The 22,085-nt window shown below is 60.1% G+C and carries 21 protein-coding genes and 3 pseudogenes; 12 read left to right on the plus strand and 12 right to left on the minus strand.

Going from position 1 to position 22,085, the window contains the following annotated elements; all coding sequences use genetic code 11:
- The first annotated feature begins 177 nt into the window (after window positions 1-177).
- The 3 genes from OKW35_RS17970 (at window position 178) to OKW35_RS17980 (ending at window position 3,052) form a co-directional block, all read left to right on the plus strand.
- Window positions 178-1,251: an AI-2E family transporter gene (locus OKW35_RS17970; RefSeq protein WP_184061789.1), complete on the plus strand. Its 1,074-nt coding sequence runs from the start codon at window positions 178-180 to the stop codon at window positions 1,249-1,251.
- A gap of 524 nt (window positions 1,252-1,775) precedes the next feature.
- Window positions 1,776-2,309: a helix-turn-helix transcriptional regulator gene (locus OKW35_RS17975; protein ID WP_429355175.1), complete on the plus strand. Its 534-nt coding sequence runs from the start codon at window positions 1,776-1,778 to the stop codon at window positions 2,307-2,309.
- A gap of 329 nt (window positions 2,310-2,638) precedes the next feature.
- Window positions 2,639-3,052 carry a VOC family protein gene (locus tag OKW35_RS17980; protein WP_090810736.1) on the plus strand — a complete coding sequence of 138 codons (414 nt, stop codon included), beginning with the start codon at window positions 2,639-2,641 and terminating at the stop codon, window positions 3,050-3,052.
- Window positions 3,053-3,165: 113 nt separating this feature from the next.
- Here the strand turns inward: OKW35_RS17980 and OKW35_RS17985 are convergent, their stop codons facing one another.
- The 6 genes from OKW35_RS17985 to OKW35_RS18010 form a co-directional block, all read right to left on the minus strand.
- A complete protein-coding gene (locus OKW35_RS17985; RefSeq protein ID WP_184061791.1) occupies window positions 3,166-3,564 on the minus strand; it encodes a 2-oxoglutarate dehydrogenase in 399 nt (132 codons plus the stop codon).
- 51 nt (window positions 3,565-3,615) lie between these two features.
- The gene (locus OKW35_RS17990; RefSeq protein WP_429355177.1) at window positions 3,616-5,451 is read right to left on the minus strand and encodes a S10 family serine carboxypeptidase-like protein; all 1,836 of its coding nucleotides are present in this window, start codon (window positions 5,449-5,451) and stop codon (window positions 3,616-3,618) included.
- A 622-nt stretch (window positions 5,452-6,073) separates the two neighbouring features.
- Window positions 6,074-6,442 (minus strand): DUF2784 domain-containing protein, encoded by a 369-nt coding sequence (locus tag OKW35_RS17995; RefSeq protein WP_187612313.1) that lies wholly within the window; start codon window positions 6,440-6,442, stop codon window positions 6,074-6,076.
- A gap of 54 nt (window positions 6,443-6,496) precedes the next feature.
- Window positions 6,497-8,170: an alpha,alpha-trehalase TreA gene (treA, locus tag OKW35_RS18000; protein ID WP_429552743.1), complete on the minus strand. Its 1,674-nt coding sequence runs from the start codon at window positions 8,168-8,170 to the stop codon at window positions 6,497-6,499.
- Between the two features lie 361 nt (window positions 8,171-8,531).
- Window positions 8,532-9,332, minus strand: coding sequence for a transporter substrate-binding domain-containing protein (locus tag OKW35_RS18005; RefSeq protein WP_018422645.1), 801 nt, complete (start codon window positions 9,330-9,332; stop codon window positions 8,532-8,534).
- 341 nt (window positions 9,333-9,673) lie between these two features.
- Window positions 9,674-10,429 carry a DeoR/GlpR family DNA-binding transcription regulator gene (locus OKW35_RS18010; protein ID WP_429552744.1) on the minus strand — a complete coding sequence of 252 codons (756 nt, stop codon included), beginning with the start codon at window positions 10,427-10,429 and terminating at the stop codon, window positions 9,674-9,676.
- A 79-nt stretch (window positions 10,430-10,508) separates the two neighbouring features.
- Here OKW35_RS18010 and OKW35_RS18015 point away from each other — a divergent pair, with 79 nt between their 5' ends.
- The gene (locus OKW35_RS18015) at window positions 10,509-11,108 is read left to right on the plus strand and encodes an NUDIX domain-containing protein (protein ID WP_184023738.1); all 600 of its coding nucleotides are present in this window, start codon (window positions 10,509-10,511) and stop codon (window positions 11,106-11,108) included.
- Here the strand turns inward: OKW35_RS18015 and OKW35_RS18020 are convergent.
- From OKW35_RS18020 to OKW35_RS18030, 3 genes and pseudogenes are all read right to left on the minus strand, one after another.
- Entirely contained in the window at window positions 11,091-11,825 is a 735-nt protein-coding gene (locus OKW35_RS18020; RefSeq protein ID WP_429552745.1) for a haloacid dehalogenase type II, read from the minus strand. The genes OKW35_RS18015 and OKW35_RS18020 overlap by 18 nt on opposite strands.
- Window positions 11,826-12,281: 456 nt before the next feature.
- Window positions 12,282-13,220, minus strand: a pseudogene (locus tag OKW35_RS18025) (acyltransferase family protein); the annotation flags it as partial.
- Complete coding sequence (locus tag OKW35_RS18030; protein ID WP_311734787.1) at window positions 13,220-14,161, minus strand: sterol desaturase family protein; 942 nt, start codon at window positions 14,159-14,161, stop codon at window positions 13,220-13,222. The pseudogene OKW35_RS18025 and the gene OKW35_RS18030, both read right to left, overlap by 1 nt.
- Before the next feature lie 204 nt (window positions 14,162-14,365).
- Between OKW35_RS18030 and OKW35_RS18035 the strand changes: the two are divergent.
- The 4 genes and pseudogenes from OKW35_RS18035 to OKW35_RS18050 all read left to right on the plus strand — a co-directional run.
- Window positions 14,366-14,721: pseudogene (locus OKW35_RS18035) on the plus strand (transposase); the annotation flags it as partial.
- A gap of 350 nt (window positions 14,722-15,071) precedes the next feature.
- Window positions 15,072-15,518 carry an SRPBCC family protein gene (locus OKW35_RS18040; RefSeq protein WP_429552746.1) on the plus strand — a complete coding sequence of 149 codons (447 nt, stop codon included), beginning with the start codon at window positions 15,072-15,074 and terminating at the stop codon, window positions 15,516-15,518.
- A gap of 272 nt (window positions 15,519-15,790) precedes the next feature.
- The gene (locus tag OKW35_RS18045; protein ID WP_429552747.1) at window positions 15,791-16,012 is read left to right on the plus strand and encodes a hypothetical protein; all 222 of its coding nucleotides are present in this window, start codon (window positions 15,791-15,793) and stop codon (window positions 16,010-16,012) included.
- 10 nt (window positions 16,013-16,022) lie between these two features.
- Entirely contained in the window at window positions 16,023-16,184 is a 162-nt protein-coding gene (locus OKW35_RS18050; protein ID WP_184061799.1) for a hypothetical protein, read from the plus strand.
- Between the two features lie 162 nt (window positions 16,185-16,346).
- Here OKW35_RS18050 and OKW35_RS18055 read toward each other — a convergent pair.
- Window positions 16,347-17,272, minus strand: a pseudogene (locus OKW35_RS18055) (aldehyde dehydrogenase family protein).
- Window positions 17,273-18,286: 1,014 nt separating this feature from the next.
- On the opposite strand from OKW35_RS18055, the gene OKW35_RS18060 reads away from it, so the two are divergent.
- The 3 genes from OKW35_RS18060 to OKW35_RS18070 all read left to right on the plus strand — a co-directional run bounded on the left by OKW35_RS18060 (window position 18,287) and on the right by OKW35_RS18070 (window position 20,259).
- The gene (locus OKW35_RS18060) at window positions 18,287-18,727 is read left to right on the plus strand and encodes a hypothetical protein (RefSeq protein WP_429355182.1); all 441 of its coding nucleotides are present in this window, start codon (window positions 18,287-18,289) and stop codon (window positions 18,725-18,727) included.
- Window positions 18,728-18,749: 22 nt separating this feature from the next.
- Window positions 18,750-19,838, plus strand: a complete 1,089-nt coding sequence (locus tag OKW35_RS18065; protein ID WP_429552748.1) for a hypothetical protein — start codon at window positions 18,750-18,752, stop codon at window positions 19,836-19,838.
- Between the two features lie 115 nt (window positions 19,839-19,953).
- Window positions 19,954-20,259 carry an acylphosphatase gene (locus OKW35_RS18070; RefSeq protein WP_090810768.1) on the plus strand — a complete coding sequence of 102 codons (306 nt, stop codon included), beginning with the start codon at window positions 19,954-19,956 and terminating at the stop codon, window positions 20,257-20,259.
- A 24-nt stretch (window positions 20,260-20,283) separates the two neighbouring features.
- Here OKW35_RS18070 and OKW35_RS18075 read toward each other — a convergent pair whose 3' ends face one another.
- Entirely contained in the window at window positions 20,284-21,099 is an 816-nt protein-coding gene (locus OKW35_RS18075) for a class I SAM-dependent methyltransferase (protein ID WP_429332636.1), read from the minus strand.
- Between the two features lie 300 nt (window positions 21,100-21,399).
- Here OKW35_RS18075 and OKW35_RS18080 point away from each other — a divergent pair, with 300 nt between their 5' ends.
- A complete protein-coding gene (locus OKW35_RS18080; protein ID WP_429355186.1) occupies window positions 21,400-21,672 on the plus strand; it encodes a hypothetical protein in 273 nt (90 codons plus the stop codon).
- 9 nt (window positions 21,673-21,681) lie between these two features.
- Here OKW35_RS18080 and OKW35_RS18085 read toward each other — a convergent pair whose 3' ends face one another.
- Entirely contained in the window at window positions 21,682-22,026 is a 345-nt protein-coding gene (locus tag OKW35_RS18085; RefSeq protein ID WP_429552749.1) for a hypothetical protein, read from the minus strand.
- Between the last annotated feature and the right edge of the window lie 59 nt (window positions 22,027-22,085).

Genomic DNA, 22,085 nt, shown 5'->3' on the forward strand with positions numbered 1-22,085 from the left:
GGCGCGCTTTTTATGTGAGCTGTCATCGTTCTGTGCGAAGATCAGTGCTGTCCATCGCGCGACCGGCTGGTAAGGGGATCGCACGGCGGGCGCGTGCCCGGCCATCGCCTTCGTCCTCGGGTGACCTTGGGGTGACTCTCTGGCGCACCTGTTCGCGGATTCATGGAGCACTGACCAATGACCGACAGATTGCAAGCGTCCGTATATGTAGTGGTGCTGCTGCTGATTGTGGGCTGGGTGCTGTATATCGGGCGCGCGGTTTTCGTGCCGATCGTGTTCGGCGCGATCGCGGTATACGTGGTGGTCGACTTCACGCGGCTGCTGCAACGCATTCCGGTGATCGGCCCGCGGCTGCCGGTCCAGTTGCGCTACGGACTCTCGATGTTCCTGATCGGCGCCGCGATCTTCTTCGCGGTCGACATGCTCGTCGAGAACTACGACGCGCTCGTCGCGCTCGCGCCGCGCTACCAGGACTCGGTCCTGCTGATGATCCACAAGATTTCGACGCTGCTGCACCTCGAAAGCGAGCCGACGTGGGAATCGCTGCGGCGGAACATGCTCACACAGTTGAATATTCAGGCGATGGTGACCGGCATGCTGGCGTCGCTGTCGTCGGTGATCATCGACCTGTTCGTGATCGTGCTGTATGCGAGTTTTCTGCTGGTCGAGCGCCGGACGTTCGGCGACAAGCTGACGAACATGACCGCCAATTCGACCAACGCGGCGCGCATCCGGGGCGTGGTCACCGACATCAACCGGCGCATTGGCGCCTATCTCGCGCTGAAGACGTTCCTCGGCGTGCTGCTAGGCGGGATCTGCTGGCTCGCGATGCGCAGCGTCGGCCTCGAGTTCGCCGGGCTGTGGGCGATACTGACCGCGCTGCTGAACTACGTGCCCTATATCGGCTCGGTGCTCGCGATCGTGTTCCCGGTGCTGATGTCGGTGCTGCAGTTCGGCGACCTGAATTCGATCCTGGTCGTGCTGGTGTCGCTGACCGCGATTCACTTCGTGATCGGCAATATTCTCGATCCGTATCTGACGGGCAACTCCCTGAACCTGAGCCCGTTCGCGATTCTCGCGAGCATGGCCGTGTGGTCGGCTTTGTGGGGCGTGCCGGGCGCCTTTCTCGCGGTGCCGATCACCGCCAGCATGACGATCATTTTCTCCGAGTTCGAAATGACGCGGCCGGTTGCGGTGCTGCTGTCGAAAAACGGCCGGCTCACTTACGGCAAGACCGAACAGACCGCGTGAAGCGCCCACCATGGCGGACATGTGATCGACCCGGCGCATGAAATGAAAACGGCCCGTGCGGAATAGTCCGCGCGGGCCGTCGAATGAAACACGTCTATCTCGACGCGTGCGGCTTGCCGCCGCCGCACGCTGTTGCCATCAGCGTTTAACGCTTGCTGCTTACTGCGAAGAACCCGGCCACGTCTGGCCGGTCGTCAGCCGGTGCTGATGTTGTAGGCGAACACGACGTTCTTCAGGTAGCCGCCGAACGCGTCGGTGTTCTTCGCGGTATCGTCCACAGCACCGTTGTCATCTCTTTAAATAAATCGAAAAATTTTCGATCGGCCTTTGACGCGAGGTTCACGCAAAGCCGTGCAACAATGGCCTCGGCTTGCGGTCAGGTCCAGGGGACGCAGCTTGTGCGTCGTTCCATCAACACGAGGCCTGCCGCTCGATGACAAAGCCTGCCTGGACGCTCCTCATGGCCGCGATCGTTCTTGGCGCGGCGGCGGCCGGGCATCGGCTATCGGTTCTAACGCGAACATATGCCCGGCTCACACGACCCTGCAGTCCCGCCGACCCCCGTCTCGGGCGGCGCCGAAGCACTCGAAGACCCGGCTCTGCTGCGTCGCCTGCTGCGTGCGAAAGACCGCATCGATGCGGCCTCGCACGAAGCGTGGCCGGTGCGGCGCCTGGCTGAAGTCAGCGGCGTGTCGGAAGCGCACTTCGCGCGTTCGTTCAAGCGGGCCTTCGGCGTGCCGCCACACCGCTATCTGTTGACGCGGCGTATCGAACAGGCCACCACGCTTCTGCGTGACACCAACCTCGGCATTACGGACATTGCGTTCGCGACCGGCTGGGAAAGCCTCGGCACGTTCGGCCGCGTCTTTCGCGACATTACCGGCCTGAGCCCGAGCGAGATGCGCGTGCAGGCACGCGCCAATCCCGCTGAACTCGATCGCGTGCCCGCCTGCGTGCTGAAGGCCGCACAACGCCCCGATCTGACGACCGCAGTTCTGGAAAAGCGCCGCCGCGTGGTCGGCGACACTGTCGAGCCTCCTACCAGCGAGACTTCGTGAATGAGGGTATCGATGTGGTCGGCGCGCACGTCGACGATCAGAAGGGACGCAGCGCTCGCGTTCGACGCGCGAGCGCCGCGATGCCGATGCCCCGCTGCCTTTGCGAAGCGCTTTAGCGTCTCGCGGCCTCCGGCGGCGTCGCGTGGCCGACCGATCCGATCGGCGCGCTCGGTTACTCGGAGGACGAGATTCGCGCGGTCGTCGCCGAAACCGGCGCGCCAGCGTGCCGAAGGCCGGGCAAACGCCCGAACCTGCCGATCGCAGTTTTGGAGAAGCGCCGCCGCGTGGCCAGCGATACAGTCGAACCCTCAACCAGCGAGGGAGGAGTTATGAATCAGGGTATCAATGTGGTCGGTTTGTACGTCGACGATCAGGATGCGGCGCTTTCGTTCTACGTCGACAAACTCGGCTTTCGCGTCCACACCGACGTGCGCAACGGTGCTTACCGCTGGCTCACGGTCCAGCACCCGGAACAGCCGACTTTCCAGTTGGGACTGTTCGCGCCGGGGCCCCCGGTCCACGATGAAGCGACCGCGCAAACGCTGCGCGCGATGGTCGCGAAGGGGGCGATGCCGCCATTGGTGCTGTCCGTTGCCGACTGTCGCGCGAGCTACGAGCAATTGAAGGCGCGCGGCGTGGAATTCACGCAGGAGCCGGTGGATCGTTTTGGCAGCGTCGATGCGGGCTTTCGCGATCCGGCGGGCAATGGATGGAAGATGATCCAGGCGGCAACGGGCAAGTGAGCGTGAGCGATCCGCCGCGCGGGCGCGGCGCGCAGCCGCATACGGCCGGCGCTGCGTCGCACGATCGCGACGCAGCGCCGGCCGTCATCCCGGACCACTGGACTACCGCACTCTCACTGCTGATGCTGCTGCAGATACTGCCGAACGTCGTTCAACGTCACACGGCCCGAATGCGCGGTATCGATCTCGTCAAAATGCCTGGCGATATAGCCGAGCCCATTGCTTTGCGCCTGGGCCTTGGTGATCGACGAGCCGTTGCTGAGCACCGATTTCGCGCCCAGTCTGCTCTCCACACGCTGCTGAGCCTGCTGCTGCAGCGTCGAGCCGGTGGTCGGCGCGACCGCGTTGGCACGGTTATGAGGAAAGAACGGACCGTCCACGCCGTGTCCGCCGTTGGGTAGCGTCACGGGCGCCACCGGCTGGGGCGGCAACGCATGCGCACTGCCGACGATCACACCGAGGACGATCAACGCCAGAGTACGTCGCAAGATATCGATTGAAGACATGATCATTCGCCATAAAAAGTGGTCAGAGGGTTTCGCGCGAAGCGAAACCACCATCGATCAGGGCGCGGCCGCGGCGAGCGCCTCGCTCGTCGGCGTAGCGGCTGACGCTTCGTCGGCCCACGGCTGAGGCAGCGTCGCGAGCGTCAGCGCGCCCGCTATCGGCGTGCCGCCATAGAAGGCCGCGAGATCCGCCTTCATCTGCGGGCGCGCCACGTCATCCAGATAAATCATATGTCCGCCCTGGAAGAAGTTGACCTGCAGATTCGGGTTGAGACCCTGGACCGTCTTGAGCCGCGCGAGCTGCTTCTCGGTATTGAAGAACGGCGTGGCGAGATCGTGGAAGCCGTTTTCCGCCAGCACCTTCAGTTGCGGATTCAGCTTTAGCGCGCCGAGCAGATCGGGGATCGTGTCGGGCAGCGGCTGGCCGCCGTGCGAGAAATCCCACACCTCGATGATTGCGTCGTTCAGCGGCATGTACGCCGCGTTCGGCGCCGTGTAGCCGAGGTAATCCGGCATCTGTGTCGCCAATGCATTGGTGAATGGCAGTGAGATCAGGATGTCCGACGGGTCGCCGTCGCTCTGCAGACGCGAGTCCGAGTTGGGCAACGACACGCGACCATCGTAGCGGCCTATCGTCGAGCCTGGCACCAGCGTGAGGTTGAACGGATTGATGTTGAAGTAGCCCTGCATCGCCTGCAACGTGAGACCGGATTCGGCGTCCCAGAACTTCTCCAGCCACGTCGGCGGGAAGTTCGGCGGTCCCGCGTAGGTGGGCGCGCCGAGCTGGCTCAAGGTCCAGTACAGCGAATAATTCTTGAACAGGTTGTAGTTGGCGGTCACGAACGCCTCGCTGCGAAGCGCGTAGGTCGCCTGACTCACTGGCGCTGGCGATACCTGATTGTAGTACGCCGCGACCTCGGCATAGCCAGGCATGTAGCCGCTCAATGTATCGGTTTCGAGCGCGAGCTGGTCGGGCGAACCCGTGATTGCCACCGCCTCGATCGCATCCGCGAAGTAGTTCAGGATCGAAGACTGCAGCGTGATCCCCGTCAGTTGCACGCCGGCCGATTCGAGCGCGAGCGCGAGTATGTCGGTGCGAGGCGTGCCGTACGATTCGCCGTACAGATAGATCGGCGAGCTGCTGCGTGAATTGACCGTCAGGTAGCGGATGATGAAGTCGCGCATGATGTTCGCGTCCGCATCGGTGCTCCAGTAGGTCTGGTTCGTGTTCGGCAGGATCGCTTCGGAGAGGCCCGTGCCCGGCGGATCGATGAACACGAGATCGGTCGTGTCGATCAGGCTCTCGGTGTTGTTCACAAGCGGATAGTTCGGCCAGCTGGTGCCGTTCAGCAGCGGATCGGTGGTCGCGACGCGCGTCGGCGCGAACGATCCGAGACGCAGCCAGATCGACGAAGAACCCGGCCCGCCGTTATAGACGAACGTAACGGGGCGCGGTTTGCCATTCGTGCTCGGCGCCGTGTAGGCCACGTAGGACATCGTCGCTTCGGGTGCGCCGCTCGTCAGATCCATTGCGGTCAGGTGGCCGGTGGTCGTCGTGTAATTGACGGTGGTGCTGCCGGACGTCCATTGGTAATGCATGATCGCCGCTTTCTCCGCGACCAGCGACGCGGCTATCCCGGACGTCGCACTCGTCGAATAGGTGGTGAGATCGGTGTAGGGCTGATTGGCGGATGGCGTCTGCGGCGCCGACGCCGCTTGCGCCTGATTGGCGACCTGCGCCATGCCGCTTGGTACCGTCGACGCCGACGAACCTCCGTCGCCGCCGCCGCATCCGGCGAGCATAACGATTCCGAGTGTCAGCGCGCTTAGCGCGGCGAGCCGGCCATGACGACGGACGCGACCATCGTCGGTACTCCTTCTGTCTGGTTTCATCTCGTTCCCTGGTGAGTGATACCGCTACACAAAGGCCGCTTTTCGCCGGTCGCGCGCATTGGAGATCGAATAACCCGCACCGCACTCGATGGCACGCAGCGGTTGCATGGACAGCTTTTCGCAATGCATTAATTCAAAATACTTTCATTAATATTTCCATTCGCTTTCTGAAATTACTAATTGAATGGATAAAGGGATTCCTTGTCGATTTATCTCGACATTTCAAGAGAAATTTAAAATTTAATCTTTCCGATGCTTACAGCAAGAGTGAAAATAGGATGCGAAATGCGGTTTTGTCAAGGATCAAGCGGCAATTATGCGATTCAGAATAAAGTCGGATCTTGTGGGGGAGTAGCGCTTTGAGATCGAGCGCTGGCGCGGTCGCCGCCGCATGGGGGGGCAGAAAAACGCTGGTGGATTTATCCGAATTGCATTGAATGGCGACGAGGAACTGCGGATTTTCGTGGCTATGTTGTCGGAATTAATTGCGTTTGATAAATTAACTTAATGGTAAATTTAACCGGTGAAAATGCGTCCTCAATAGAATTAAAAAGGAGCAGGCTGGGGAATTTCCGTCCGGGCGGCGTCGATCGCTTCGGCGAGGGGGGCGGCGGAACGCCCGTCACGCTCGTGGCCGAATTCGGTACCACGTAACAATCACTGCCAGCAAGAACGCGACATAGGCGACTACGAACACCCAGCCCGGAAAGTCGTAATACAGCCAGGCGCTGACCCAGCGCTGTATGAACCCTTGCGGACCGACCGTTCCCGTGCGCAGACGATCCTCCAGAACGGTTAACGGGCACGGCACATTGAGCACCGCAAGGGTCGCCACGATACCGATGGCGAGAACATGTACCGTCCGGAATGTGCGATTGCGCGCCCACGGGAGTCCCAAACCGTGGGCGATCCAGATGGCGAACAGTCCGCCGACGATAAACACCACGATCAGCGCGTGCAGCACGAGAACAATATTGGCGAGCCAGATCATTCTGCTTCCATTGGGACTAGCCGCACGACACTCGCTTGACGATGCCGCGGGGACTCACTGCCCATTGCCATACAGATCGAGCAGCATCAACGTTACGCCATTGGTCCACCCGAAGCCGTCCTGCAGCGGATACTCGCCACCCCCGCCGCCGCCTTCGCCCGCGCCTTCCACGACGTACTTCTCGACGAGCTTGTGCTGCGTGTTGTAGACGTTCTCGACGTCCGCGAGAAAACGCGTGCCGATCGGTTGCGCGAGGTCGGCGCGTCCGTAGCGCTTGAGGCCCTGAATCGCGATCCAGTGCAACGGCGCCCAGCCGTTCGGCGCGTCCCATTGCTGCGTGGTGTTATAGGTCGACGTCGTGAGGCCGCCCTGCTTGAGCAGCACATTCTGCACGGTCTGGGCGGTCTTCCACGCGCGATCGGGCCACGCCACGCCGGCCATCAGCGGATACAGCATCGCCGGTGTCTGGTTGTCGCGCGCCTTGCCGAGTTGCCAGTCGTAGTCGCCGTAGTAGCCGTGGCTATTCCACAGATAGCGGTTGATGCCTTCCGCGCGCCGCGCCGCGTAGCCGATGAACTGCGCGACGCAACGGAAGTCGCGTGTCTCCGAGCAGCCGCGCGCGATCGTCGTCTCCAGATGGAACAACAGGCTGTTCAGATCGACCGGGATGATCGATGTCGTGCGCACCGTTGCGAGCGTCTGGTTGTCGCCGAACCAGCGTGAGCTGAAATCCCAGCCGCTTTCGGCGGTCGCGCGCAGATCGCGGTAGACCTGGTTGGCCGGCCGGCCGCTCGCCTGCGCGGTCTGCACGTCCTCGAGGTACGACTCGTCGCGCGGCGTGTCCAGATCGTCCCAGTAGCGGTTGAGCACGGTGCCATCGTTGAGCACGACCACATTGTGCGTAGCGCCGCCGGGCGGCGTGCTGGACGAGCCTTGCATCCAGTACGCGTACTCCTTGCGCAGCACGGGCAGGTACTTCTGATAAACCTTGTTGCCTTCCTTTTGCGCCGCGAGCTCCACCATATACGAATAGAACGGCGGCTGCGAGCGGCTCAGATAGTACGTGCGATTGCCGTTCGGTATGTGGCCGAACGTGTCGATCATGTACGCGAAGTTGTCGAGCATATCGTCGACGAGATCTTCACGCCCGGACTCCTGCAGCCCCAGCATCGTGAAATAGGTATCCCAGTAGTAGCCTTCGCGAAAGCGGCCGCCCGGCACGACGTATGGTTTGGGCAGCGGGATCAGCGAGCTGTAGTCGGGCGCGCTCGTCGTCGTGCGCGTGAGGCCGTCCCAGAGCCAGTCGATGTGCTCGCGCAGACTCTGGTTCGGCGGCGGCGTGATGCTCTGATCGGGCGGCGGCGTGAAGTACTGGCTGACGAATTTCTGCAGCGAAAAGCCGGGCTGGTTCTTCTGCGTTTCGTATAGCTGGACGATCGCGGCGGGATTGCCATTCGGCGTCGCGTCGACGAACGTCTTCTGGTCGGCGAAGATCTGCGCGGTTTGCACGGCGACGAACAGATCGCCGTACAGAATGTCGGGCGCCGGCGGCAGCGTGGCGCCCACCTGGGTATCGGCCAGACAGCTCGCGGATGAGAAGACGAGCGAGGCGATGCAGGCGACGCCGAGCGTGATCGGCGAACGCCGCGGCACGAAGTACTTACTTGAGCTGGGGAAGAGATGGGCGGTTGATGCGTTGCGGCTGCGAGACAGTGATTGAATGCTCATGATGCCTCCAAGGTTGTGGGCATTTCACTGGTCTCATCGCGTGCCATTCGCGGTCGTCTCCCGGCGACATGCGAGTCCGACACGAGGTGGCCGGATCAATGGCTCCGAAAGCATCGCACGCTTTCGAAGCATCAGGCAACTGCGGCGCAGCAGAGCGTGCATGCATTCAGCACGAAGAATGAAACGTGATGAACGAGGGAGAAGGTGCGCGTAATGGCGTATCCGCGCTTGCTTCGTGATTCGAAGCAATGGAAGCGTTGATCGCGAGCGATTGCGCGGCAGAAACCGCTCAGCGAGCAAGCGGCGTACCCGCGTCGACCATTCGGCAGCTCGGCGCGGGTACGCGAGAACAACGAGAAAATTACTGCGCGATAGGCTGAGTCACGTCCGTGCCGAACCAGTGCATCGAGATCTTCTTGAGCGTGCCGTCCTGCTTCATTTGGGTCAGCGCGTCGTCGAGTGCTTTCGCGAACTTCGGATTGTCCTTGCGGAACGGGATGCCCATTTCCTGCTCGGCGCCTTTCAGCACCGCGCCCGTACGCAACGGCAACTGCGAGTTCTTGATGATGTACGGCAGCATCAGCCGGTCGTCGATCGTCGCATCGATACGCCTGGCGGCGAGATCGCGCAGTTTCTCGGGCGCACCCGGATAAGTTTGCACGTTGATGCCAGGTACCGCGCGCGCCATCTGGTCGTAGTTGGTGCCGAGCGTCACGCCGATCTTCTTGTCGCCCTTGAATTCGTCGAGCGATTTGAACTCACGCTTGTCGTCCGCCCGTTGGATCAGCTGCGCGGCCGAGTACGTGTAGGGCTGGCTGAAATCAAGAACCTGTTTGCGTTGCGGGGTAATGGTGACCTGATTGATGATCACGTCGAATTTGCCGCTCTGCAGCGCCGCGATAATGCCGCTCCACTCGGTCGGAATGAATACCGGCTTTACGCCGAGCTTCGCCGCCACGGCTTTCGCGACATCGACGTCGAAGCCTTCGAGCTCGCCGTCCTTGTTGCGCGAGTCGAACGGCGGATAGGTGCCTTCGAGACCGATCTTCAGGACTCCGGCCTGTTTGACCGAGTCGAGCAGATCTTCGGCATGAGCCGCGACCGCGGTAAAGCTGAGAGCCGAGAGCGCCAACGCGTTTATAAGCAGCTTCGAAAGTTTCATTGAGTGTCTCCTCTGTACTTGAGTATCAGGCTGCACAACGCAACGATTTCACCATCGTGTCGGCAACCCGGCAGTGTCGCTTCGTGGAACAAGCCGGGTTGCGCGCGTCATCCTAGCACTTCAAAAGTCGCCTGTTTGATCTTTGTTCGGAAGCGGCCGCGCGCGGATGAAACTCCGGCTTCGAAAAATCGCAGCGGCGCGATCTCGTGGTGGATAGACTGAATGCGATCGATGGACTCTATTGTCCTCGTCCGACCGGCGCCTTCTATGTCTATCCGTCATGCGCGGATGTGATCGGGCGGCGTACGCCCGACGGACGCGTGATCCATGGCGCGCCACCCCTACGCTCTCACCACAGTCACCCCAGCCGCTTCGATCGGCTTCGTCAATTCCGCGCGGGTCTTCTTCTCGACCACGATGGTCTGCGCGAGTTTGATCTCGCCGATCACGAACCGCGATGCGGCGTTCAGTTTCGACGATGACGCGAGCACGACCGTTTCCGCCGCCCGCGCGGCGAGCGCGCGCTTGATCGCGGCTTCCTCGAAGTCACCGGTGCTCAGCCCAGCGCTGGGATGCACGCCGGTCACCCCCATGAAGTACAGGTCGGCATGGATGCGCGAAATGCCTTCCATCGCCGCGGCGCCGACGGCCACGATCGAATGTTTGTAAAGCCGGCCGCCAATCAGGATCACCTCGACACAAGGATGCGCGGCAAGCACCGTGGCGACGCTCGGACTATGCGTGACGATGGTCGCGTGCAAATCGGACGGCAGCGCCTGGACCAATAGCGCCGACGTGGTGCCGCCGTCGACGATCACGGTTTGCCCCGGCGCGATCAGTTCGACCGCTCGCCGAGCGATGCGCCGCTTGGCGAGCGTCTCGATGTCCTGACGCTGCTCGAATGACGCGAGCGCCGCCGACGCGGGCAACGCGCCGCCGTGGACGCGCTGCAAGCGCCCCTGCGCGGCCAGTTCGCGTAGATCGCGGCGGATCGTGTCTTCCGACACGCCAAACGCCGCGCTCAGCTCGCCTGCCAGGACCTGCCCGTTGCGCGCGAGTTCGTCGAGGATCGCTTTCTTGCGTTGGGTCGTCAACATTGCATTACACGAAATATCTTGAAATTGCACGAAGTTGCACGATACCATGAATCATTGTCCATGGTCGACAGGAGGCGCCATGACCGCAACGAAAGACCGGGTTCGCATCGTCGGAACGACCTTGCTATCCGACGACTGGTACACGCTGAAGAAGGTGACGTTCGACTTCCTGCGTCGCGATGGCACATGGCAGCGGCAGAACCGCGAGACCTACGATCGCGGCAACGGCGCGACAATCCTGCTGCACAGTCCGCGCACCGGCAACGTGATACTCACGCGACAATTCCGCATGCCCGCGTTCGTGAACGGTCACGACGGCATGATGATCGAAGCGCCGGGCGGGTTGCTCGACAACGCTTCGCCGGAAGAACGCATCCGGCTCGAAGTCGAGGAGGAAACGGGGTATCGCGTGGGTCAGGTCCACAAGATTTTCGAGGCCTACATGAGCCCGGGATCCGTAACCGAAAAGCTCTACTTCTATGTCGGCGAGTACGACGCGTCGATGCGGGTCAACGACGGCGGCGGCGTCGAGGATGAAGGGGAAGATCTCGAGGTGATCGAAATGCCGTTGCAAGCCGCGTTGCGAGCGGTCGACGCAGGGGAAATCGTCGACGGCAAGACGATCATGCTGTTGCAGTACGTCGCCTTGCGTGGGTTTGCGTCAGCGCGCGCAGCCTAGTTGCGTCGCGAGTTCGTGCAGATCGTCGACGATGAAGTCCCACGCCTCGTCTGCCTTCAGATCGCTCGCCTGTTGAGGGCCATGCTCGGTGGGCCGCACGACGAACGCGGTGCTCAAGCCGACGCGCCGGGCAGCGGCGAGATCGTTGTTGTGTGCGGCCACGAGGCATAATTCGCGTGGCGCAATGCCGAGAATTTCCGCCGTTTCGCTATAGACCAGCGGCGAGGGTTTATAAGCGCGGACGACTTCGGCACCGAGAATGGCATCCCAAGGCAGACCGGCACGCTTTGCGATGTCCACCATCAGGCGAATGTTGCCGTTGGATAGCGGTGCGATGATGAAGCGCGCCTTCAGGCGCCGCAATGCGTCGACGGCATCGGGCCAGGGGTCCAGCCGATGCCAGGCCAGGTTCAACTCATCGATCTCCGGTTCGGGAACGTTGGCGATGCCGAAACGCGCCAGCCCTTTGACGAGGTTTTCCCGGTGCAGCACGTCGAGACGCACATACGGTCTGCGTCCGCTACGCACTTCTTCCATCGCGGGCGAATACTCGCGTCGCCATGCGTCCGCGAAGTCGGATGCGTCGAGATTCGGCGCGTGCCGCTGCAGAAACGGTTGCGCTTCGCGCGCGACGCCGCTTCGCCAGTCAACCACGGTTCCGAAGACATCGAACACGAAAGCTTTGATGGCGGTTTGATGTGTCGAGTCGATGCCCATGACCTTCCTTTGTGGCTCTGACGGGAACCACCCATCTTAGATGCGTGTCAGGAACTTCGCGCCAGACCTGGTATCCTGGCGGCAGGAAAAAACGCGGGCCCTACCCAACGGATGTATTGGATGAAGAGTGGTATTTCGCTGCTCCGTATCTGACCTTGATGAGCAAAGACGCCCCGCAGCGCCGCTACGAATTGCGCGAGATTGAATCTCTGCGGCTGCCTCTCCCCGCCTTCTGACGATCATTCGAGGGTCGGCGACTTCGTGATTCGGACCGCGGGCGCCGGTACGAGATATCGCCCCCCCGGCACGGCGGCGGCGATATGCAACGCACGCGGTTTCGATACGGTCCAGCAAGCCGCGCAGTTTCAGGGCACGCTTTTCGACGCCATGCCACGACATCATTGCAAAGAGAAGTGTGAGGGCGAGGGAAATCGGAAAATGAACGTACCAGGTGAGGGCGGCCGGGGCAAGCATCGCGGCCACAGTTTGCTGTATCGGGAAACCGTAAAGAAAGATGCCGTATGAGTAGTCACCGCTTGCGACAAAGCGGTGGCGTCTTGGTTGCGTGAGTCCGAGAAAGACGGTCAGATAGGCGGCGGGCAGCGCCGCGAAGTAATCCGCGCCGCGAACGGATAGGCAAATCACTGCGACGAGGCCAGATAGCACACAGAGCCATGAACTCCAGACGATCCGGTTGCGGAACTGGTACGCGCAAACGCCATAGAAGAAACAGAGAACGAGCATCGGTCCGTGTACGGTCATACCAGCCGAACCGGAACGGTGCGCAAGCGCAACGAGTAAGACGTTCGCACCAATTGATGCGGCGAGTAAAAGATGCGGTCGTTGTGCCATGCCGGCATACGACGCAATAGTCAATGCGACGTAACAGGCTAGTTCGAACGGTAACGTCCACAATTGCTGATTGATTGCATCCGGCCAAGGATCGTTGGCGAACATACCTGGCAGCGCGAAATGGACGTCTCCGAGAATGTTCAGGAAGTACGCCCGGAACTCGGGATCAGTGAAATATTGATGAAGTGGAAGCGTGGTAAAGAACGGCCCGATCAGCAATGCGGCGATCAGCGTGTCGACCGCCAATGCGGGTAGCAGCCGCAGTACCCGCAGCCCGCAGAAGGAAACGATCGTGCGGCAACGTTCGAAGCTGCCGGCAACCAGGAAACCGCTCAGAGCGAAGAACATTGGCAAGATTAGCGCGAGCGGTGCTCGTGCAGGCCCGGACCATACCGCTTGAGTGAACTTGTGACCATAACAGACGTTAATGGTGTGGCTCGCGACCACGAGGACGGCGAGCACGAGACGCATGTAGTCGAAACCCGATGGCCTGTTTTTCGCATCGGCAAGCCGCGATCCGAGTGTCGTTGCGAGTGGGGACATCACTCCGTCCTCCGTGGGGATGGGTCTTGTACAGCGGTGGCGGGTAGCCTGACGGTGAATGGCATCAGCAGATAATCAACCAGACCGTCAGGCTCATCAGTGTAGTCAAGACCGACCTCGGGCCATTCGCCTTTCTTCGGGAAGTGTGCGGTCCCAAACAATACGTCCCATAAGGTCACGACTGCAGCGAAATTTCGGTTGTAATGGCGCAACTCGACTGAATGATGAATTCGATGAAATCGATTGTCTGGGAACAGATAGGAAATCGGGCCAAAGCTGATGCGTGTATCGGCGTGCTCGAAGGTGCCCTGAATGAGTATCACCATGCCAATCAACGACCATAGGAATGGAGGATGGAAGTCGATCAGTAGTGCCATTGGAAGCGTGACAACGAGGGGACGGAGCAACTCCTCCGATACATGCATATTGCAGTTCCACACATTCATCTCGCGAATCGAATGGTGGACCTGGTGGAACCGCCATAAGAAACCGAACGTATGCTGCGCGCGATGGAACCAGTAGTACAGCAAATCACCAATCAGTATCGCCCCAGCGATAGCAAGGGCGATGCTGGTGGCGCGCCAGACTGGCCGCGGCGAATCCAATACGCCGTCAAGCGATATCGAGAAAAGCGGTCGGATATGCAGTGCGACGATCACAGAATGATAAAGTTCGAAGAAAAGCCCACCTATAAACAAATAACAAATGTGAAACAGAATGCCGCGCGCGCGTGATGCAAACGACACCTTGCCATACGGCAGCATTATCTCGACGGCGACGCAGAGAATAGAGGCAACACCTACGCGCTCTCCCGCACGCAAGGTATGAGCAACATAAGTCAACACATCGAACGTTTGCATCTTTTTCCCCGATTCGAGATGTGGAGGTCTTCGAATGCTGTGCTGCACAACGCTGCCATGAGGATGAGGATAGTGGGACACGGGTGCTCTCGGGGGCGCATCACACCGTCAGTTTCGGCCATCATTCAGCGGGTATTCCCTATATGTAATACGAATTATGTTTTATGGCCGTACGTAAACGGCGGTTTCAAGGTCGAAGCGCAACGGCGGGTTTAATGTTTAGAGCCTTGATTGAGCTGCTGAAGCAAGTGTTGGGGCAAAGACCTCGAATGGCGAATGGAAGGCGCGTTTGATCGTTTCGTGACGGTCTACGCGGCGAAATATCCGAAGGCAACGGAAACGTTGAAGAAGGACCGGGAAAGCCTGCTGGCGTTTTACGACTTCCCGGCTGAGCACTGGCAGCATTTGCGGACCACGAATCCGATTGAGTCGACGTTCGCGACGGTGCGACACCGTACGACGCGCACGCGCAACTGTGTGTCGCGACCCACCTTCCTTGGTCTGGCATTCAAGCTGATCGAGGAAGCCGAGAAAGCCTGGCGCCGCGTGAAAAGATCAAGCTGTTGCTGGAAGGCATTGCCTTCAGGGATGGCGAACCGGTGAAAGACGATCAACCGGTTCAGCAGAAACTCGCCGCCTGAAGTCCCTGCTCATCAAGTTGCCTATACACCATGCATGGACGCCCCCGGCTTGCCAAGTTCTCATTTGCAACGGATTGAAGGTAACGATTGCAGCCATGCATCCGGACTTCAATGGCCGGCGTAGGCCGGCGGTCTCTGATGCGTTGCAATCATCGATCATCTAAAAAGGACGGGGACGCTATGGCGACCGGGGACGCTTCGACCGCAACGCAGTCCGTATGGGGCGATGCATCTGCTAAACGAGTGTCAACCCGTCTACGGGTTTTGCCTGGTCTCGTGCGTGTCGATTCCCGCAACGCGGGCGCGTCGTGACAGTATATTCAACCCCTCCCGTGAAAGGCATACTCATCATGGCTACCGGAACCGTCAAATTCCACCGTGTTTTGCGCACGACGCCCGAGCGTATCTATCGCGCATTCCTCGAACCCGCCGCGATGGCGAAATGGCTACCGCCGTATGGCTTCACCTGCGACGTGCGTCAGATGGATGCGCGCGTCGGCGGCACCTACAGGATGTCGTTTCATAACTTCGGCTCGGGCAAGGGGCACTCGTTCGGCGGCGAGTACATCGAACTGGTGCCGTTCGAAAAGATCCGCTATTCGGACCATTTCGACGACCCGAATCTGCCCGGTCAGATGCACACGACCGTTTCGTTGCGGCAGGTGTCGTGCGGGACCGAACTGAACATCGTGCAGGAAGGCATCCCCGAGATGATTCCGGTCGAGATGTGTTACCTCGGCTGGCAGGAGTCGCTCGCGCAACTGGCGAAGCTGGTCGAGCCGGAGATTGCGGACTGACATTCAATAACAGCCGCTTGCTCCGCCATCGAGCAAGTGGCCCGGGGCCACTTTATTCTCCCCGCCAAACGACCGTCCAGCGTTCAACCGCTTCGCGACGGATTGAATGCTATTCCCCGAGGTTTTCCGACTGGGCGCCGCCGAATCTCCGTTGCGGCGAGGCGTTCTCATCGTTGGCATTGTTTAAGCTTGAATTAAGCCACGCTACGTACTCTTCGGACCGAAGCATGAGACGACAACGGCCCGACGGGGCGCATTCTTTCCGTCGAGGTATGAGCGCGACAACTCGGGGCATTCCCAGACAGAAAGAGGTTGAGATGATGTACTTGATTACCGACCTGAAAATGGTCGAAAGCTACGGTCGCATCAAAGCTGACAGCGGCGATGATGCGCTGCATGAGTTTGCGCTCAGCGAGGGCTTCCTCGACCTGATGGAGTTCGCCTCCGCCCGACCCGCGTTCGCCAACGACTTGCTCGCTGTTCAACTGCAATAAGGGGACTGACGTGGCCATGACTTTGGGGCAGGCGCTGGTGCACGCCGAGCAGCTGGAAGTCTACGGTGTGATTTCCAGGGCGTCGCAGGCGCTCATCCGGCTGATGCAGGAGTACCGAGTCGTAGTCGGTGTGGAACAATACGAGCAGGTCGCAAATATTCGTCGCTTTTAAACCTATGCTTTTCTACGGGCATCGACTGGCCGGACGTCGTGCGAAATCGCCCCAACTGACGAATGGACCCTTTCACTCAACCGTGCGCGCGATGCGCTGACCTTGACGGCATCGCGCGCTGAACCTCCGCACCGGGACTCTTGCTCGGTACCCATCGAGCCGCTAAAAGATAAAACCGGTGTTCACGAACTTCGAGTGATGATTCGTGACGATCGTATCGAGCAGCGTCTTGTTCAGGTCGGTCTCTTTGGCCGCGACCATGGCGCGAATCGAGAACGCGCGCAACGCATCGGTGACCGATAGCGTACCTTCCGCAGAATCCTTGCGGCCGGCAAACGGAAAGACGTCTGGGCCTCGCTGGCACTGGCTGTTGAGATTGACGCGGCACACCTGATTGACGAGCGGGTCGACCAGCGAGCCAATTTGGGCAGCGTCGGTGCCGAAAATGCTGACCTGCTGACCGTGGTCCGAAGTGATGACATACTCGAGTGGTGTATCGATGTCATCGAACGGCACGACTGGGATGATCGGTCCGAACTGCTCCTCACGATAGAGCGGCGAATCTGGCCGATGGTGCCCTCGGCGATGACAAAGCGCGAGTTGCTATTGTCTAGCTCCTTGAGCGCCGAGATAGTGTCTTGCATATAGTTGATGGTGCGGTCGAACTCCTTCTGCGAATCGGCAAGGCTCTTGCCGATTTCCCATATGATCAGATTCACAATCTCATGGCGCGTGGCCGCCATGAGACGAATGAAGTCTTGCATGCAGCCGATGCGCTGCGCGACTGTCATCGTTGGCCACTCACCGCGGCCGTGATCGTAGGCTCGCACGGCCGCGTTCAGCGCGGCATCGCTCTCGACCTCGCCCATGACCGGATAACTGCCAATGACGACCTGTTCAGCGTCGCCGGAGGCTTGTCGCACGCAGACTGGCGACTGCACGTTCTTGCAGGCGCCATCCCATGCCTTCAATTCTCCATCGACGAGCGAGACGCGCTGATGAATCGGCTCCGCGAGGCGGACGGAATCGGGAATATCGTCGGTGACTGGAAACAACTGCCGGAGGTTCTCGAAGTCAATATTTGCCACCTTTCGCTCCTATGTTCGTGCAGTACGCGGTGGTCCGCCAGGTGTTGGGCATTGCTCGAACGCAATCAATACGACCGTGCCTGCCCGCTGGTGACGTAACGGTACCTGTCGGACCGATCATTGGGTCGTGCGCAAGCGACTGTGCCGGTGTTTGGTGGCCGTGCTTCGCGGCGGGCGCAAGACACAGAGAGAAGCATAGCTAATGGCAGAGAACAGAGTTGAAGACGAACCGTGTTCAACACCTGATGAACGGTGAAGTCGGTTCCGACAGTGATATCACGTGGCGTGGCGCGGCACCGCCGAGCTTGTGGGCGAGCTTAGTCAGCAGTTGCGGAAATGTCCTCGTAACCGGATTCGATTAGATTCGTCATCGTGGTCTGCAGTTCGACCAACGGTGTAGCGGTCACTGCGGTCGCTACCCCGTCGGATTTCGGAAGCAGTCCGGCGAATGCCGCCATTCCCGTCCCGCATGCTGTTAGGAGTATGGTGGCAGCAAGTACGGCTGCACTGCCGCGCAGCGCTTGCTTGGGAGCGAAGTCCGCAAAACATCGCATCATGGCTATCTCCGGTTGACGCAGTTTCTGGATGCAAAGACCGTGCCGACGGAGGGGCTGTCAGGCAAGCGTGCCGCTAACGGGCTGCGTAGGCGTTGAATGTTCGCGTGACAGTGGCGACGTGGACTCGGTGGTGGGACTCACCCTACACTTTGACCGGGCAGCGACGGTCCGAAACCAACATTTCGCTGCGGAGAATTGCGCGCGCATGTCTGAACATTGCCCGGCAAGCGTTAAGGGATTGTCCTGTGCCGCTCGCTTGACCAACCGTATGCGCGAGGCAGCGAGGAACCCGGCGATAGTTCACTTGTTGCGAAGTCCACGCGACACTTCTGCGGCGTGCGCACCGATATACTGTTTCCTCCTACCGAACAGCTGTACTAACATCGAGTAACGGTTCGAGCATTGACGCCCGGGCGGGGCCGGGGAGGCGAGTGTGTTTTCCCCTTGGAGAGCCAGGATGAAAGAAAACTCATCTCGTGAAATCGTCGAACTGCTGACAAAAGTGGTCGGGCGCAGCGCCACGCATGTACCCAGGGGGCAGAGCCGCCGCAGTGCCTCAAAAGCGATCGACCGGCTTGAAGAGATCAAACGGAACGCCGCGTTTGCTCGCCAATACGAATCAGCACCGGAACCGCTACGCGAATTGGTGATGAGGCGGGCCGTAGAAGTCCACGACCTGGCGATTGCACGAGATTACGCGAGCGCCCTCAATGCCCTCGGTGCGGTTGTCGATTTCCTCTATCAACATCTTGTAGACGACTCCGGCTCAGCAACGCCGCCGAGCAAACTGGCAAGCATCGATTTGAATGCGGTTCACCGGGCTCTTCAATTCGGAGGTCTTCCGGGACAGTCGCAGCAGGACCCAGATGACGACAACCCACCGCCAGTGCGTCGCTGAACTTGCCAAGGGATAATCTCCGATGCTCTCGGGCCTATCGAAACTGCTGGACAAAGCATTTATCCTCGGCTTCTTTTTGCCGGCCCTGCTTGGCTTTACAGGCTTTCTCGCGGCAAACGCCGATATCCCGGCATTTTGCGATTTGCTACACAAGGCGACCTCGGACAGCGACAAGGTTGGAAGCCTGTTCTCTTTCCTCATCATCGTATGGGTCCTATCGCTGATCCTGTTGGTATTGAACAACTGGTTTTATCAGGTTCTCGAAGGATACAAATGGCCATTCAATCGCGAGGCCTGGAAGCGCGATGAGCGAAATCGCCGCAATCGTCAGCTGGACCTCATAGAACGCCTCCGTACGGAACTCGCTACAGAGAACAGTACAATCGAGCGGCTTAAAGCCTCAAAGGAATCGTTGGAATACAGAAAGGCTGAATCGAACCGAGCCACCGTAAGGGCGAGGCTGTACCGCAACCAGGAGCGGAACGCCCGTGATTTCCCCCGGCATGAAAATCTCGTTCTTCCTACGGCCTTTGGGAACACGTTGCGTGCATTCGAGGGTTACTCGAGCGAAGTCTATAAGGTTGACAGCATATTCGTATGGCCGCGTCTTCTTGCAGTCATCCCAAAGGACTATCAGGCAATCATTGCGGATGCGAGAGCTCCAGTTGACTTTCTGGTCGGACTCGTCGTTCTGGGTACCTTTACGTCCATCTTTACCTTGGTGCGAGCGATTGACATCTGGCTTGCCGACGGACTGGCCGGTAATTACCTGTTGGCGGATCTTTTTCAGAACGCTGCGATTGCGGCCGCCATTGCGGCAATTGCGTATCGGCTTGCGATTCTAGAGGCAAGAAGCTGGGGCGACGTTGTCAAATCAGCGTTTGACCTTTATCTGCCGGCACTCGCTGAGAAGTTAGGTTTTGTTCTCCCGACGTCCCAGGCCGCACAGCGGGAGTTCTGGGCGGCATGGAGCACGCAGTTCCGCTTCCATGCACCGGCAAATACCGCGTGGTGGACACGTATCAAGCCGGTGACGCCAGCAGCAACGACGAAGGCGGATTGGGAGGCGACAGACTCGGCAGGCGAAACCGACGAGGTGCGCGGAGGTTGACTGTCGAATTCGCGATTCGTGTCGAGCAGCGCTTTTGCTTCCGGACTGACAGCGACAGCGACAGCGACCAGAGGCAATTGCGCTGCGTCTTATCCGACCTGGAGTTACGTGCATCATGACGCCACAGTTCGATACCGATTTACGGACCAGACTGGTCAGGGTATATGGCCACGTGCAGGGTGTAGGTTACCGGCAGGCTTGCATCAACGAGGCCACGGCTCGAGGCATCACGGGTTGGGTGCGCAACCGGATGGACGGTTCGGTCGAGGCTGTGTTGCAAGGACACGCTGAAGAACTCGAGCGAATCTGCGATTGGCTGGTTGACGGTGCGCATGCAGCTCTGGTGGACCGTCTGGAAGTCCAGGAACTATCGCCACCAGTAGCCAGGTTCGATGAATTCAAGCTCGCCGCGACGGTCTAGGTGAGTTGAGTCAGCCCGCTCGCCCTAAGGCTTGAGTGCGGAAGCCAGAACGCAGCTCATCGGAAGCCTGAGGTCCCCCGTATCGCTGCGATACGCCTGCGCCTCGTGTGCGACTGCCCGTTCAATAGACGCGAGCGCGGCCGGCGTCTGCGCGTGTAGCAACGCGGAAACCCGCACGCCACCACGCAGGAGTGCATGAAAAGGTGTAGTGGGAGCACGAAGCACGAGCGTGAGGTCCAACTCCCGCACCTCCGGTTGGACGAACCCGGCATCGAGCAACAGGCGCTTCGATTCCTCCCAATCGCTGAATCGGAAGAAGGGTGGTCCCGGCGGGACGGGTACGTCGGTCGTCCCGTGCTCCTCGATCGCCTTCAACACCATGCCGAAGCCAACCGCCTTGTTCGGTGTCGCCCATACCGTGAAGGCGATTCTGCCGTTAGGTTGCAGTACACGAAACGCCTCCGCGAGTGCGCGCTCGGGGTGCGCAAAGTGCAACATTCCGAAGCTGATCCCCACTGCCGAGAAGCTTGCGTCGGGAAATGGCAAATCCTCCGCGTCGCCGACGCGGAACTCAAGTGCCGGAAAGACGCGTCTCGCCTTGTCGACCATCGCGACCGAGAAATCCACGCCGGCGACATCCGCGCCGCTGCGCGCGGCGGCGGCCGCGAGGTAGCCCGGGCCGCAGGCGACGTCGAGAAAACGGGCTCCCCGCCGAATGCAGAGGGTTTCGAGCATGGCCTGGTTCGACTGGGCGGTCAAATCACCAAAATACTCATGATAGGCCTGCGCGACCCGCTCCCAACCTTCGTGCTCGAAGGTACTGAAGTCGAGTTGTCCCATGCTTACCCCCACCGGTTTTACACATTGGCGACCTTTAGCGCATGCCTATGTTCCTCGTAATCCGTATGTCTGGCTATCGGGGAAACAATCCAGGCCGGCGACGGAGAAAGCGAACGAATGTGTGGTGCGACGCACAACCAACGTCGTCTAAAGCCGCCAGACTTTCGCGCGTCGGCGCTGGCTGACGCACCCCCACGAACCGATACGCCTGCTTTCTCTCTGGCGCTTCGCATTTCAGCGCCAGGTCGCGAAACGCATCACTTGCGTTAGACTGGCTCGAGCAACCGGGAGGAGACCTGGATGATACGCAAGACGCTTAATGCCTCGCAGCTTCAGCAGGAGGTCAGTCGGCGACTCCATCGACTGCAGGAAATCGTCGAGGATGGCGTGAAGATTCGCGTGCCGCGGCCGCAATTGCAAGAGGCTGACAAGACAGGCTGCAACTGGAATATGGCCCACTTCGGTAACGCTATCGGCTTCGAGCGCGACATCGAGGGCGTACTCAAGGCCATGCGTGCGGAATACAACCTCAGTACCGAAGTGAAGGACACCAACAACCCGTTCGGGGACTAGTCGCGAAAGTTACAACCAGCGCGGGTCGCGCGTGGACGCCACCGTCAGCCAGCGGTCCGGGCCCGATTCGCCGATTGCGCGCGAGATCCTGTCGCGGATCTGGTCGAGATGGCGGACGCCGGCGTGCTCCATCGCCTCGGGCAACACGATATGCACCTCGACGAACAGGCCGCGGCCGACGCGCGTCGCGTAGTGCGAGTGCTTGACGAAGCCGTAGTCGGCGGTCAGTTGTTGCATCAGGTCGCGCAGCCCGCGCTCCAGATCCGGCGGCGTGATCAGCAACACTTCCTTGACCGCGCCGATCACGGTTCCGATCGGCATCGGGATCAGGACGAGCGTCAGTAGTGCGAGCACGCCGGGGTCGATGTACGGTGTCGGGTGGCCGTGCCCGATTCGTTTGAGCAGCCATGCAA

Origin of the sequence: Paraburkholderia sp. MM5477-R1, from assembly GCF_050436385.1 — a bacterium.
Classification (GTDB): domain Bacteria; phylum Pseudomonadota; class Gammaproteobacteria; order Burkholderiales; family Burkholderiaceae; genus Paraburkholderia; species Paraburkholderia tuberum.